This window comes from Methanobrevibacter sp. (assembly GCF_045220775.1).
Classification (GTDB): domain Archaea; phylum Methanobacteriota; class Methanobacteria; order Methanobacteriales; family Methanobacteriaceae; genus Methanocatella.
In genome coordinates, this window is record NZ_JBGUWC010000012.1 from 25,130 (window position 1) to 41,231 (window position 16,102).

The 16,102-nt window shown below is 33.9% G+C and carries 7 protein-coding genes; all 7 read left to right on the forward strand.

Going from position 1 to position 16,102, the window contains the following annotated elements:
* The first annotated feature begins 215 nt into the window (after positions 1-215).
* Positions 216-1,718, forward strand: coding sequence for a transposase (locus ACJROP_RS00535; protein WP_406533569.1), 1,503 nt, complete (start codon positions 216-218; stop codon positions 1,716-1,718).
* A 370-nt stretch (positions 1,719-2,088) separates the two neighbouring features.
* Positions 2,089-6,696, forward strand: a complete 4,608-nt coding sequence (locus ACJROP_RS00540; protein WP_406533570.1) for a PKD domain-containing protein — start codon at positions 2,089-2,091, stop codon at positions 6,694-6,696.
* Positions 6,697-6,872: 176 nt separating this feature from the next.
* Complete coding sequence (locus tag ACJROP_RS00545) at positions 6,873-13,358, forward strand: PKD domain-containing protein (protein ID WP_406533571.1); 6,486 nt, start codon at positions 6,873-6,875, stop codon at positions 13,356-13,358.
* Between the two features lie 165 nt (positions 13,359-13,523).
* Positions 13,524-14,162, forward strand: coding sequence for a MotA/TolQ/ExbB proton channel family protein (locus ACJROP_RS00550; protein ID WP_406533572.1), 639 nt, complete (start codon positions 13,524-13,526; stop codon positions 14,160-14,162).
* A 5-nt stretch (positions 14,163-14,167) separates the two neighbouring features.
* Positions 14,168-14,485 carry a DUF2149 domain-containing protein gene (locus ACJROP_RS00555; RefSeq protein WP_406533573.1) on the forward strand — a complete coding sequence of 106 codons (318 nt, stop codon included), beginning with the start codon at positions 14,168-14,170 and terminating at the stop codon, positions 14,483-14,485.
* A 230-nt stretch (positions 14,486-14,715) separates the two neighbouring features.
* Positions 14,716-15,909: a hypothetical protein gene (locus ACJROP_RS00560; protein ID WP_406533574.1), complete on the forward strand. Its 1,194-nt coding sequence runs from the start codon at positions 14,716-14,718 to the stop codon at positions 15,907-15,909.
* 1 nt (position 15,910) lies between these two features.
* A partial coding sequence (locus tag ACJROP_RS00565; RefSeq protein ID WP_406533575.1) for a hypothetical protein occupies positions 15,911-16,102 on the forward strand: 192 nt, incomplete at its 3' end.

Consider the following 16,102-nt stretch of genomic DNA (forward strand, 5'->3'; position numbering starts at 1 on the left):
TCACAGCATTATTTTTCACAATTGGATAATGCAACATATAAATTTTCTTCGTTTATTTTAAGTTTAAAGCATTATAGAAAGAGTTATATAAGGTTGGAGAGAAATTATTTAATAACGACAAAAAACAATGGCTCTCCAATTATTATTTTTGTAGAGTCATCATATATTAATATTTTGTTTTTTTGTAAGTAACATAATATGGGATTTGATTGTTTATGGTGGCTTGTGTTATTGGTATGCAACGTAGTGTGCAGACTAAATTTACTTTAGAGCGTCCAGGCGACAATCTGGACGACAATCATATGGCTAAGATTATTGTTTGGAGTGTTCAGGCTTTTAAGAAGAAATATCCTCTTCTTTTTGATCGTGAATACAGTGTTCGTGGACCTAAAGTCAAATATGAATGGGATGAACTGCTGGCCTATGACTATTATTGCGTTTATCACAATAAGAGATCTTGCCGCAAAAAGGCTGATTGGCTAGGAAATAATGATGAATCATGCAATTATATACTTAATAACAAGCGTCCGGGCAAATCCACTATTTCCGATTTTAAGCTGAAAAATCCGTTGCTCTTTTTGGAATTTTTCCAGTTCACTGTTGATTTGGGATTGGATTTTGGATTGGTTGGCGGCGAAGTAGTTACTTTAGACAGCACCAATGTTAAGGCATATGCCAACAGGTTCAGAACCCTATCCATTATTCAATTGGATTATCTGTTGGATTTAATTCATGATTTGTCTTTTGATACTTCTAAAAACTCTGAATGGTGTAAATTAAGAAAATATTTCTTTAAAGACAAATTGCCTGATGATCTGGTGGAATTGGTGGAGGAAATCCATAAGAACTTGAATGTCCATGGGATAAATCTTTTAAGGACTGCATTGCAATCATGCGAAAATCGTGATTGGGCCATTGACTTACTGGATGAGCTGGTTGATAATTATGACGGTTCCTGCCGTGTCAATTTAACTGATATCGACTCCAGAAGAATGAAAATGAAAGACGGCACATCAAAATATGCTTATACAGTACAGACAGTGCGTGACATTAAAACAGGTTTTGTTATATCTCAGGAAGTTTCACAGGAAAAGAACGATAAGCATGCCATGGTTCCTGCAATTGACAATGTTGTGTCTGCTTTGGGCAAATCACCCAGATTGATTTTGGCCGACCATGGTTACTGGACTTTTGAAGCATTGGAATATAGTTATATGCGCAACATCATTCCCCTGATTCCCGACAGGAATGACAGTATGAGGCGAAATGGTACAAATGCTGATGACCAGTATGATAAATGCAATATGCATTTTGATTGCGTGGAAGAGTGTTATATCTGCCCATATGGTGAGAAACTTCAAAAAGGCGAGATTAAAAATATTAAAAGCACCTTAAAGTTTCGTTTTAGAAGTGAAGCATGTCCTGATTGTCCATTTCATGATGAGTGTACTCCACGCAAGTATAGGGATTTGTATGAACCAATACATCCATTGGTTTTGGAGTCTAAGAAGAATTTCCTATCTGATGCCGGTCAATTCTATTATAAATTCAGGGGAATTTATAGTGAAGGGGGATTTGGAACAATGAAGGATGGACGTGACTATCCTGGCCTTCGAAGAAGGGGCAAACAAAAAGCAGATGTTGACTTGAAAATTGAAGCAACTGTGGATAACTTGATAAAAATAAGGGATCATCTAAAAGCAACGTTGATAATCTAGCGATATGCTTTTTATCATTTCGAAGAAATCTCTTGTTTCAATACCTGTTAATTTTTATTTGTTTAGTCATTATGCCATTTATATGTTCTAAATTCCTTTGTCCCCCCCCCCCCATAAGCCTTATTATAATTTCACTAATTTTAATCCCTCAAATCGCAAAATAAACCGAATAATATATATATTCACCTCGACAAAAATTAATATTGATGTGTATAAATCTACATATCTATGGAGATTATTTATACATATTAGATTTAAAAAACATTTTTAAAAAGAGTTTGTGAAAAATGTTTTTTTTACAGGCTTTAAATTAGAAATAAATTTATGAGGAATGTTTTCCATGAATTTAAAACAAATGATTCTAATATTTATGTTATGTGTAGTATTGTTATGTGGTGTTAGTGCTATTAGCGCTGCTCATGATAGTGCTATAGATAACAATTTGTCTGAAATGGATTCGGGATCGGATCTTGTTTCAGTAAGTAATGACGAAAAAGCGGCCGGTGTGGATGATGACTCTGCATTGAACGCTCAAGAAAATGAAATTATTGGACAGTCCCATATTACTTATTCTCAAAATAACTGTATTGATTTGGATTATACTGAATTAATTGCTGAAAACAGTGAAAATAATAAATTAATGATAGATTCAAATAGTAATATCTTGGATTCATCTGACAATTTGATTCAAAATCCTAATTTTGATGATGGTTTAGATGGTTGGAATGTTAGTGATTCTACTCAAGTGGTGATTAAAAATGATGCTGAACATGGAAATTATGTAGCATTATCTACTCCTGCAAAGACACCTGTATCATTAAGTCAATATATTGATTTGACAAATATAGACTCAATAACATATTATATTAGTGATAATGGTGCTTCAACTAAATATTGTGTTAATATTGATAATGATTTAGGAAATCTATATACTACTGGAAGCATAACCTTAAAAAAAGGTACTGGTTGGACAGAACATACTATTAATACGCAAGAATACAAAGGTTATGCAAATTTGTCTTTTTTAATAACTATTAAAGGCACATATTATATAGATTCCATTAGTTACGCTATTAAAAATAGTGCTGATTTTTATATTAATACTTATATTAACACTCCAATTAACTTCAACTATACAACAACAGAAAATATAACTAAATGGTATTGGAATTTTGGGGATGGGACATATAGTAACATCTCAAATCCAACACATTGTTATCCAGAAATTGGCACTAATGAGGTAATATTAACTATATCGAATGTAACAGATTCAAAAAATATTACTTATTCAGTTGATGTTATTGAAAAAGTCATTGCTAATTTTAATTTAATCAGAACCTCAAATAATTTTATTTATTTAAATGATACTTCTTCTGGAACACCTTACAGTTGGTTTTGGGACTGGGGAGATGGAAAAAATAATACCTATGTTGAATCCCTACCAACTAACGTATATCATAGTTATCCTAATTCATTTGGTAAGTATGATGTTACTTTAACTGTTACAGATAAGTTTGGAAATACAAGTTCCATTACTAAAAAAGAAATGGTTAAATATTATAATTCAGTGGCTTATCCTATTAATGTTGATACTTTTGAAAATAGTACTAATGGATGGAGCAATGCAACACTACACTATGGTCCATATCTTGGTCATAATAATAATACTGTTAATGCGGGTTATTATGTAACTGGTGAAATCGAAAAAGTTATTAATTTCGATGATGTTGATGTAATCTCTGCGCTTGTAGGAGGTAATGACGCAGCAGGATATCATCCTGGTGAATTTTACATTGATAATGTATTAGTTTATCGTAACGATGTTGTTGCCCAAGGTTTTAACGCTATGGGTATAATAAGTTATGATGTCAGTAAATTATATGGAAATCATACTTTAAAAATAACATCCGGTTATCGTATTGATAAAGTTACTTTTAGCAAATACATTTATTTAGCTAATTTCAGTATTGCTTCCTCAAGTGTAGTTGACGGTAATGTTTCAGTAACCTTTAAAGATGCTTCTTATGGTATAATTAGTGGATACTTATGGGAATTTGATGACGGAACCAATAGCACTAGTCAAAATCCAACACATACATTTACTCAAGGAGATCATTATGCTGTTTTACATATCTATCATGATGGTCTAGAAATGGATAAATACACTTACTATTTCTCATTAAGCCTACCAACTGTAAATGGCACTAGTTATGGCACTATCCAGGAGGCTATTGATAATGCTAGCGAAAATGATGTTATTGACATTACTCCGTTAACTGGCGGTGAATACAGTGAAAACTTCATATTTAACAAATCTTTAACCTTAAACTTTAATGGTGCAGTCTTATCTGCTAAAGATGTTTCAGCTCCATTATTCAACATCACTAACGGTGCAACCGTAACTGTAACCAACCTTGGTTTAAACAAAGACAGTACACTAGTAACTGATAGTGATTCCAGGTTAATCATTAAGGATTCTGATATTGGTGTTGATTTGGCTTTAAGTGAAGGTAACATTGATTTATTAGATGATTCATTTAATAATTCTGTTTTAACTATTGTTGCTAACACTAATATTGCTAATTCCACTATTTCTAAAGGTGGAGTTATTGTCAATGGAGGTAAATCAAAAATATTCAACACTACCTTAACTGGCTCAGATGTTGCTATTACTCAAACTGCAGGTGAACTGGACATCATAAGCAACTTAATCACCGATAACAATATTGGTGTTAATGTTACTGGCGGTAAAACCAACATGGAATATAACCTCATTTACGCTAACGCTAAATTTGGTTTGGTTTATGTTGGTGACAATGTAAGTATGGATAATAACTGGTGGGGTAACAACTTCCCTCAATATGAATCCGGTGCAAACTTATCTGACAACTATCTTGATATTTTCAGAAAAGAAGCAGACAGCGAAGTAGACCTCAGTTTATGGTTAGAGCTAAACGTAAACACAACCACTAGCATCATGGGTATTAACAAAGAATATCCGGTTACCATAGATTTAACCAAAAACAGTGAACCTGAAACTATCAATGGTTATCTAAAAACCATTACTTTAGACTTTGTAAGTGATGGTGGAGATGTTCTCAACTCAGCAACCCTAGAAAACGGTATAGGTCAAATAACATTATTAACAACCAATACTGATGTTAAAAATGTTAACATTACCCGTGAAGGTAAAAACTATGCTCTAAACACAGACATTGTCTCAAAAACCAACGTCAACATTGATGTAACCGGTGAGTTAGTGGAAGGTGCTACTGCAAATGTAGTAATTGAAGTTCCACAAGCAACAGGAAACATCACAATAATCATTGACGGTGTATCCTCAACAGTAGCTTTAGACAATAGTCAATATGCTTTAACTATGGATAATTTAACTGCAGGAAAACACACACTCTTTGTAGTCTATGAAGGAAACGACATATTCAACTCCCTCTATAACTCAACAAGCATTGATGTAACTGCAAAAGAAATAGTGACAAGCACTATTAAAATCACCAGTGTAGATGGAAACCTCACAGTTACCGGAATATTAAAAGATTCCAAAGACAGCGTCATCGCTAATGAAGTAATCAGCTATCAAATTGGTGAAGGGGACATACAAAACACAACCACCAATGCAGATGGAATATTTACTTTAACCGGTGTAAACGGAGCTACAATTACCGTATCATATTTCGGTAATGATAATGTTGTCGGATCTAGTGATTCCATTACTTTAAGTGATATTGCTTCTGATGATGAGAATAATAAAGCAGTTTCAGAGTTAGAAAATCAATTAAACGAAGCACAAGCTAACGCCACTAAATTAGCAGATAACCTCACTGATGCTAATAAGAAAGTTGAGGATTTAAAAGCTGAATTAGGTGAAGTTCAAGCTAACGCTTCTAAATTGAATAGTGATCTTGTTGATGCTAATAGTAAAGTTGAAAACTTGACTGCTGAATTGGGTGAAGCTCAAGCTAATGTTACTAAGCTAAATAGTGATTTGGCTGATGCTAATAGTAAAGTTGAAAATTTAACTGCTGAGTTAGGTGAAGCTCAGGCCAATGTTACCAAGTTAACAAATGACCTTGCCGATGCTAATGCAAAAGTAGATGACTTAACTTCTGAACTAAATCAAGCCAACATTACAAAGTTAACTAATGACCTTGCTGAAGCTACTCAAAAAGTAAGCAATTTAACTACTCAATTAGAAGAAGCTCAAGCTAATGCTACTAAGTTGAATAGTGATCTTGTTGATGCTAATAGTAAAGTTGTTAATTTAACTGAGGAATTGGGTGAAGCTCAAGCTAATGCTACTAAATTGCAAGGTGAACTTGAAGTTGCTAATGACAAAGCAGGTAACTTAACTGCACAATTAGGTGAAGCTCAAAAGCAAATCCAAACTTTATCTGCCGAGTTAATTTCCACAACAGTTGCTGCAAATAATTTAAATATTAAAGCATTAACCAGTGGAAACGTCCAAGTAACTCTCAAAGCTAACGGCACAGCTTTAGCAAACAAAACAGTCAATGTCATCATCAATGGAGTAACATATAATGGCACAACTGATGATAATGGTGTTGCTAAAATAGCAGTTAAATTTGCAAGTGCAGGCACATACTATGCTACAGTAACCTTTGCAGGCGATGACACATACAAATCATCAATCAGCACAAGCAAAGTTGTTGTAAGTAAAAAAGCTACCAAAATCACTGCTCCTAAGAAAACATTTAAAGCAAAAACAAAAACCAAAAAGGTTAAAATCACTTTAAAATCAGGCAGTACAATACTTAAAAGTAAAAAAATTACTTTAAAAGTTAATGGTAAAACTTACACAGCTAAAACCAACAGCAAAGGTGTAGCAACAATTAAAGTAACCAAATTAACCAAAAAAGGTACCTTTAAATACACTGTTAAATTCGCTGGTGATAAAGCATACAAAGCAATAAGCAAAAAAGGAAAAATTATAATTAAATAAAAGTGAGAGTACATTTTTTCTCACTTATTTTTTTATTTTTTTAAGAGGTTAAATTAATTATTTTTTTTAAGTATTTTGAGGGTCGTGTGGTGCTTATATTTAGGTTTAAATCCTATAGGCATCTAAGTTTTTGAATTTTTTAAAAAATTTAAATAAAAGGTAAAATGTGATTTTTTATGAATGCTGAAAAGTTTTTAATTATTCTATTTGTATTGATTACTTTTCTATTGTCTGTAGGTGGGGTTTTCGCTGAAGATACAATATGTAATGAAAGTGTCACTGATACTAGTTTAGATGATGCTTTATCTTCACAAGCAGTGCTTACAGATGAATCTTTGTATGCAAATCAAAATGATGAAATTAAAAGTAGCGAAGATAATCTTGTTGTTGTTAATTTCACAGCTGATGTAACAGAAGGCATAGGTTCTCCGGATGTCAGTTTAACTGATACCTTTAATGAAAGCCTTAGTGATTATTTAGGGGATTTTGATGATGGATCCAATTCAACAGAAAAAAATCCAAAACACACATATAATAACATTGTTGATTTTAATGTATCATTAAAAGTTTCCAATAATGACGCAACAGATGCTTTGGTGGAATCTGATTTGATTCCGGCGTATTATAGTCGTGATGTTATTGTTAATCTGGATTTTGACATTTCAACTAAATTAATTGGTTGGGATTATAAAGATGCTTCTGTTTATACTTATGGTAAATATGCTAAAAGCGGCAAACGTTTCTTAAGACTATCCGATGGGGGTTATGTCTCACAAGAGGTTAATCTGGGTACTGTTGATTATATTGGTTTTTGGTATATGTCTGAGCTTAAGAATTCCACTATTGAAGTTTTACTGGATGATATTTCAACTTTAAACTACACAATCAAAAACACTGGTTTAGGAAAATGGGAATATGTTCTACTGAATGTAACTAATTACACAGGTTTTCATACTCTAAAATTAGTTCAAAAGAACAATACTGCTTATGCGGATTGCTTTAATGTAGTTTATAATAGTGATATTGATGTTAATTTCACATTAATTTCTCATAGTCTTGTTGGAGATAATCTCACGTTAACGTTTAATGATTGTAGTTATGGTTTGATTAGTGGTTGGTTGTGGGATTTTGGAGATGGAAACACAAGTAATCTTCAAAATGTAACACATTCATATAAAGCAGGACATTATACTGTAAGTTTAACAGTTCATAATGAGAACACTACTCGAGTAATGTATTATGTTCTTCCGATTACTCTTCCAACTATTGAACGCACTGGAGCGGAGTATTCTAGCATTCAAAGTGCCATTAGTAACGCTGTTGATGGTGATGTAATTAATATTGATAATAATATTTTCTACAATAAGTTCCTAGAGAATATTGTTGTTGATAAAAATCTAACTTTAAACTTCTCCAATTGCACACTATTATCTGACAATAACAAACCAAGCATTAGTGTCATTAATGGTGCAAGTGTTACTGTAAGTAATGTGGTATTTGACAGTAATTCTTTAGTAACAGGTGTTGATTCTAGGTTAATTTTTACTCAAAGTATTTCAGGTGATGTAATTTTATCTAAGGGTAATTTTGAATTGGAAAACTGCAGTCTAGTTAATTCTAATGTTATTGTTGAGGGTGATTGTGAATTTAATAATTGTACGGCTAGCTCAAGCAGCATTATTATTAACAGTGGTAAATCCCTGATACATGATTGTAATTTCACTGGTTGTGATGTTGCATTAACACAAATAGGTGGTGAATTGGAATTAACCAGCAACATTATTTCAAATAATCGTATTGGTTTTAATTTCACTGGCGGAATCAGTAATGCATCTTTTAATGCATTTTTCCAGAACAATATCAGTTTAGTCTATAATTCTACCAATATTGTTTATGATAATAATTGGTGGGGTAAAAATCAGCCGGTTTACAATTATTCTTCAGAATTGGTGGATAGTGATGTTTTACAATTGGGTGGAGTTAAATCTCCTTTGTATTTCTGGTTGGTTTTAAATATCACTCAATCAGATTATTTGGATTATGATTATTTGATTGCAGGAATCACCTATTATAATCTAACAGTGGATTTAACTCATAATAATCTTGGTGAAGACACATCTAACCAGGGTCATTTACAAGATAATATTTGTATTGAGTTAACAAATATTGAAAATTATACTTATTATGAACGCCATCAGTTTGAGAATATTCAGATTATTGAAAAAAATTTAACTACTATTGTGTCTGAGGATGTTTTGATTATTGGTGGTCGTGGAGAGTGTATTTTCTCATTAGGTTACCTAACCAGCGATTTATCTGAATTAGAAATTATTGTTTCAGGTGAAAAATATACTGTTCCTCTTTCAAGCAATACTGTTGCACCGAGTATAACTTATATTACTCCCTATTCTATGTTTGATGATAATATGACTGTTGAGATTGAGTGCAATGGTTTGGATGCAGTTATTTTTTATACTTTGGATGGTACAAATCCAGGTTATAGTCCAACTCGTTCAGTTTACACTGAACCTTTTGTTGTAAATGAATCATGCACTGTTCATTATTCGGTTATTGATAAATGGGGTAATTTCCATAAAACATTTTTAGATACAATTAATAATGTTTATGGCGATGGGTTGCCTTGTTTTATAAAACAGGACGTTTTTGTTGAATTTGGTAGTAATTATAAGGATAAATTTGTTAATTTTTATTATACGCTAAATGGTACTAAATGGTATCCTCAAATGGAAAATTTTGATGGATTTATACTTTATACTCATCCATTAGTTGTTCAAGATTCTGTTGAAATACAATTCTGTGCCGAATATGATTATATTGAGTATTATCGGTTTTATTTGGCAAATGTTCCTTTGTTTATGACTTGTTATTCATTTGATTTCAGTGTGAACTATTTGAAAAATTCTAGTTTTAGTAGTTCTGATGCTATTTGGAGTCAATATCAAGGAGATATTAATAATACTGGTGTTACTAATTATACTGGGCCTTTGATGAATCAGTCTTCTTGGATTAATAATAATGTTATTAGTTCTGGTTCAGTTGTTGTGGATAGTAAAGGCCATATCATAGTAGGTGGTAGTGATGGTTATCTTTATTATTTAAATAATCAAGGATTAATCATCTGGAGGTTCGGTACTACAAGTAGAATTATTTGTACTCCTACAATTGGTGCTGATGGTAATATTTATTTCAGCAATTGGATGAACAGTACAGTCTATCGTGTTTCACCTAATGGTCAATTGATTTGGAAATATAATCTTGGAGATTATAATACTGGAACCAGTCCAGTATTTGGATTAGATAATCGACTATATGTCATTACTTCAAATAGTCTTAACAGCAATGTTTATGTTTTTAGAGATGGTGTTTTGATAGCTAATCAGACTATTCCCTTTATTTCCGGTTCTACTCCTGTAGTTTCTAATGAGGGGTACTTGTATTTGGTTTCAGCAAATCATGAATTTGTAATTTTAAATCATGATGGTTCTTTAAATCAAGCAGCATTTATTGATAATGGTGCAATTGTAACATCTAATGCTCAAAATACTCAAATTTCAGTCAGCATTGGTTCAGATAACACTATTTACGTTTTAAATTATTTTAGGTCATTTAATTTAGTTCAAAGTGGAAATCATTATGTTAATGATGATATTTATCATAATTATGTTTTGAATGCATATTATCAGAATGGAACTAAAAAATGGACTCGTAGTTTTTTACTTGGTTTAACTATAAATGAGGAATATGTGTCAGGAACTCCTACTTACTATAACGGAGCAATATATGTCACGGGTAATGATAATTTATTTGCATTTAATGCAAGTAATGGTGATATTTTATGGCAAACTCCTATTTCACATTCGGGTCTTACCGCATCATCTCCTCTAGTCAGTGGGGATGAAATTTTATATGTTACCAGTAATAATATGGTTTATGCGTTTAATTTGTCTGGTGAGTTGATTTGGCAGTATGAAATGACTGGAAAGTATGGAAATCCGATTTCATACTCAAGTCCCACTTTAACTGCTGATGGTACATTACTCGTAACAACTAATCAGGGAATCTATGCTTTCCGTGATATTGCTGCTGATTTCACATACCAGCATGTTAATGGAACTGAAACAACAATACAGTTCACTGACTTGTCAACCAACGGTACCAACAGGTATTTCTGGCTCTTTGGAGATAATTCTACTTCATTTGACCAAAATCCAATACATACTTACAATCAGAGTGGTAAGTATCGTGTGACTTTGTTTGTTGAATACAATAGCAATATCACTCTTGCTCGTAACACTACAATTGAAGTTATATTCCATGATATCACTCCGCCAAGCAACGTAACAGTTTATATCAACAGCACTTCAACAGAGGGGGGTATTTTCAATCAAACACAGTTAATTTCACTCAATGCAACTGATGAATATGGTAATGTGACTATTTTTTACACTGTTGACGGTTCCAGTCCGTTAAGTAGTTCCACTCGAAGGATTTACACCAATCCATTCGAGATTGAAGTTGACACAATTTTAAACATGGTTGCAAGAGACTGTGCAGGCAATTACGGTAATGTAACTAATGTTACATTTAAGATTACTGATGTTGTCAATATTCAGGATCAAGTAAACTCTACATTAATTGATGAGATTCAGGAAATTCTGGACAATGCCGAACCTGGCAGTAAAGTGTTGTTTGATTATCGTGTTTTGGAAAATGCAACTTTCACAGTAAACAAGCCACTAAACATCATTTCAAACAACAATACAGTATTATCAGGAAGCGGCAAACCTGTGTTCATTTTCACTGCAAACGCTACCGGTTCTATTTTAAACGGATTTACCATAAATGGAACTGGAATTTTAATTGATAATGCAGATAATGTTCTAATAATCAATGATAGGATTGATGTAAATGATGGTATCGGCATCAATATCTTTAAGAGCAATGGTACGGTCATTAAATCGAGCAGTGTTTGCAATGCTGATGAAGGAATTCTTGTTAATCAGTCAAGCAATACATTATTGGAGAGCATTAATGTCAGTGACTGTTACAGTGATGGAATTTGGGTTTACCAGTCCAAAAATACATCAATAATCAACTCTGTTGTAGAAGACAATGGTAAAGACCCGTATAAACTCAATAATGGTGGCAATAGTCTTGAACCTGATGCTAATGGTCGCTTGAAGTTTGTAGTTAATGTTCCAGCTTCTGAAAGCAGAGCAAATAACATCTTAATCGATGATTCCAGTGACAATTATATCTACAATAACACTATCAATTATGGGTATTTTGGTATTCGCCTATATCATACTACTGAAAATACTGTCATTGATAAAAATACCATTTATGAAACTGTCGGAGATGCAATACTTTTGTCTAATGAGTATTTCAATGTGAATATTACTCATAACCTGATTGACGGCTGTTATAATGGGGTTGACTTTATGGGTTACAGTGAAAACGTAACTATTAAGCAGAATACCATTAAATTGCTGCATGGTCATGAAGGTGACTTGTATAGTTCGGATTATGTAATTTTAACCGAGCAGTTGGCGGCTTATATTTATGAGTCTTATTTCCCTCCGGACATGTTCTTTATGCATTGCTATAATGGTATTCAGGTGTCTCATCCTGCAAGCAACTTCCATGAAGGAAACACAGTCATCATTGATAATGTGGTTATCCGCTTGTCTCACCGTTCATGGGAGGCAAGAAAATATGTGCACTACATTGAGGGGGGTTGTGACAGTTATGGCTATAACTTGATGGACGGTTCATCCAGTTACAGCTTGACTAATTATGGGGGAGCTACCAGTTATCGTGAAGGTAAGGTTGATCTTGTTGTTGACCGTATTGGTGATGCTACTTTCCGTTTGAGATTAATCAACCGTTTGGATGGTCACTACTTGTCTGAGATTCCTGAGTTTGATGTGATTTTCAATACTGGTGGATTTAGCCAGACTGTTAAGTTCATTAATGATTCTGCTATTGCAGAGTTTGATGTGTCTATGGCAGTCAGTGATATTGAAGTTATTATTTCTGGTGAAATCCGTAAATCCGCTCACTTTGATATTGAAATTACAGAAGGTTATAATTCCACCAACAGGGAATATGATCCTGGTTTTGAAGAGGGCGAAGCGATTAACAATCCAGACCCGGTTATACCATCTTTTGATGAGGCAGTAAAACGTTACACTAATCCGGTAACTCCAAGTGAACCTACAGAACCTGAAGAACCAACCCCTGGCTACGGTAACGGTACTGGTGACGGTAACGGTCAGGGCACAGGTTCAGGTACTGGAACTGGTTCAGGCAATGGAAGTTCAGGAACCTTCGGCAACGGCAAGAATAACATCTTCGGTAAAGTTGGTGAAGCGTCAGGAATCATGAGTAACATCACAGGTATCGGTGATATTTCAACTTCTGAAAGTCCGAGCACTGATAAAACTGACGGTATGGACCGTTCCAGTGAGGGCGGCTCTGATGCAGGTTCTGGTGAAACTGTTAATGCATACGAAGTAAGTAAAGTAATTGATATTGAAAAGAGCAATTTGAATTTTGTGGCAGCTGTCATTTTATTCGCTGTTATCATAGTTTTAGGTTATGGTTATAGGCGGACTAAAAAGGATGGTGATGAATTTTAAGGTAAAGAGAAAGTAATTTTTACTTTCCCAGATTCTCCCCATAGTGGGTGAATCTGACTGTTGAATTTTCATGGTTTTTTCTCCTTTAAAAGGGATTTAAAGTAAAGCTGGTATCTTACTGGTTTTACTTTAAAAAACACATTTATTTAAAAGAGGTGTATATTTTTGGTTTCATTTCCGGGTGATGCATTCATATCCGCAGCAATGGATACTATTTCACAAAGCCTAACCATTCCGGTTTTAATAATTCTTTTAATCATTGTGGTTGCTTCACTTTTTTTATTGGGCGAAATCATTGCAGAATACTTTAAAAACAAACCGGTCAAGGTTTCTGAAATCTATGATTTAATATTCCAAATCAGCAATGCTTCTTCTATCGAGCATCTTCAAATCATTGTAAACCAGTCTGGAATACCTGATACTCAAAAGAGAATTTTAACAAAAATCTCAGACACACATTCAATGAAAAAGTCTTCACGTGAAGCTGCCGCTAGAAGATTGGTTGAAATGGAAGAGGAAAAAATCGACAAGAACCTGAACAAAACTGATATCATTACAAGAATCGGTCCGACATTAGGTTTGATGGGAACATTGATACCTATGGGTCCGGGACTTGCTGCACTAGGAGCAGGTGATATCAACACTCTTGCAACTTCACTGACTTTAGCGTTCAACACAACAATTGTAGGTATCGGTTCAGGTGCATTGTGCTACGTTTTGGGAAAAATCAGAAAATCCAGATACGACAGATACCTGGCTGATTTGGATGCACTTACTGATGCTGTTCTTGACTATATGGATTGATTGTTATGGTTCGAAGAAAAAGTGCAAGAAGACAAAGGGTTGAGGAAGACCCGATGGCCGGAACATCAAATCTTGTTGATGCAATGCTTGTAATTGCAGTGGGCTTTCTTGTCTTTGTGATTATTTCATGGAATATGCAGGCGATGATTGACCCTGATACCACTGTTCAGCAGCAGATGCAGAAAACCACAACAGAAATCGACCAGGGCCAACAGCTGGATCAAGCACCGGATACCAGTAACTCTTCAGGTCAGGGTTACACTGAAATGGGTAAGGTGTATAAGGATCCGACAACGGGAAAATTAATTATGGTGGAGGGTTGATGCGCAACCCTTATTTATTTTATTTTATTTTCATGATTAATTATTCATATACTTTAATGAATAACTTATTTTTTAATCAACTGTTTTTATAATTATTTTAATACTATTTTTAAAGTGTAGCTTTTTTTATAAGTCAATGTAATGATTAGTCATGCTAAGTTTAAATCTTAATCTAAATATTACTTTTTTTATTATATTATTTATATAAAATAAATAATAAAATATTGATTATGACTTTGCAGGAAGAATTACAAATCAATATTGTTATGAGTAATTACATCGAGAGAAGCGGCAGTTATTCCGGAAACTATGATTATATCTATTTGGATAATCTATCTGACAGTTCCTATTCTAATCTTTTCAGAGATGATTTGAAAAATCTTAAAATCAAAACAAAGGACAAAACGGAATGCAAGGTTCTATACATTCCAGCATATGGATCTCAACCGGCAGCAATACTTGTAAGAATCCCAACTAACAAAATCTCACAAACAACAAATCTGCTCTTGGATGTCTATGACAAATCAACAGCATTCTCAAGCACTTTAACGACTGGCGGTGAGGTACTGATGTTTGATGCAAACTCTGATACATTCTCACAATTTTTCATGAACTACTCAGGATTATCATCAAACAATGACTCAACAGACGGAGGAAAATATCTAAGAGCGAGATTTGTTCCAAACATTGAAGGAACTTCTCCAACAGGTTTATACACTACCTTTGCTTCTGGTCAACCTTTAGCCAATAATCGTGTTGTTGCTGCGAGATTCAAAAGAATCGGCGGTAATGTTGTTGTTAATGATAATGCAACATATCATGGTTCAACAAGTGGAAGTATCATGATGCAGTCCGATTTCAATCTCACAATGTATCAGGTAGACAGGAAAGACACGGTCTTAACATGGTCTGATGATGTGAAGTCATATTGCATGTTTGACGGAGCCAAAACGTTAGTTCAACTTTCATCATGGGACGCTTACGCTTCAGGAAGTGATGATGATGGAAATTATAATCAATACCATCTTCATGCACGTGTAGGAACTGGAACATCAGATAGTGCAGATTATATTGAAGGATTCATGAGAAACAATCCAACCAAAATCTATCAAACGGAATATAATGAGGTTTCCATTTCTCCGGAATGGTATTTGACGGAAGAATTTGAGGAATACAATTACGTTGACCTGAAATGGATGTTAATCTTCCCGTCTCCATTGTTTGCAGCCAATGGAATTCCACAGATAACAGTAACGCAAAGGCAGACAAAAACCGGAATCAGATTATACAAAGGTGAACACGAATATCCGAAAGCCTACAAAGACAGTACGTTATTGTGGGATGCCAATGATGAGTCAATGGAAAATACTGGCCTTTACATACCGGATAAAATAATCAATCATGATTGGGATTGGGTGTTTTAGAATGATTATTGATTATGATGAAACTGTTGGCCATGGCAGAGGATATCCAACAGGATTGAGCCATGAAGAGAAAATGGACGTTATTGCATGTCTTCTGGATGAAGGTGAAAAGAGGTATGTTAATGAGGAGCATACTGCATGGATTTCAGCCAACCCGTGTCGTGTTGGTGAAATGGTAACGCTGGATGAGTCA

What these genes read in the sequence shown, in the direction of transcription:
- ACJROP_RS00560 (WP_406533574.1), top strand. Translation starts at nt 14,716, where the DNA reads ATGACTTTGCAGGAAGAATTACAAATCAATATTGTTATGAGTAATTAC.
- ACJROP_RS00545 (WP_406533571.1), top strand. Translation starts at nt 6,873, where the DNA reads ATGAATGCTGAAAAGTTTTTAATTATTCTATTTGTATTGATTACTTTT.
- ACJROP_RS00555 (WP_406533573.1), top strand. Translation starts at nt 14,168, where the DNA reads ATGGTTCGAAGAAAAAGTGCAAGAAGACAAAGGGTTGAGGAAGACCCG.
- ACJROP_RS00540 (WP_406533570.1), top strand. Translation starts at nt 2,089, where the DNA reads ATGTTATGTGTAGTATTGTTATGTGGTGTTAGTGCTATTAGCGCTGCT.
- ACJROP_RS00535 (WP_406533569.1), top strand. Translation starts at nt 216, where the DNA reads ATGGTGGCTTGTGTTATTGGTATGCAACGTAGTGTGCAGACTAAATTT.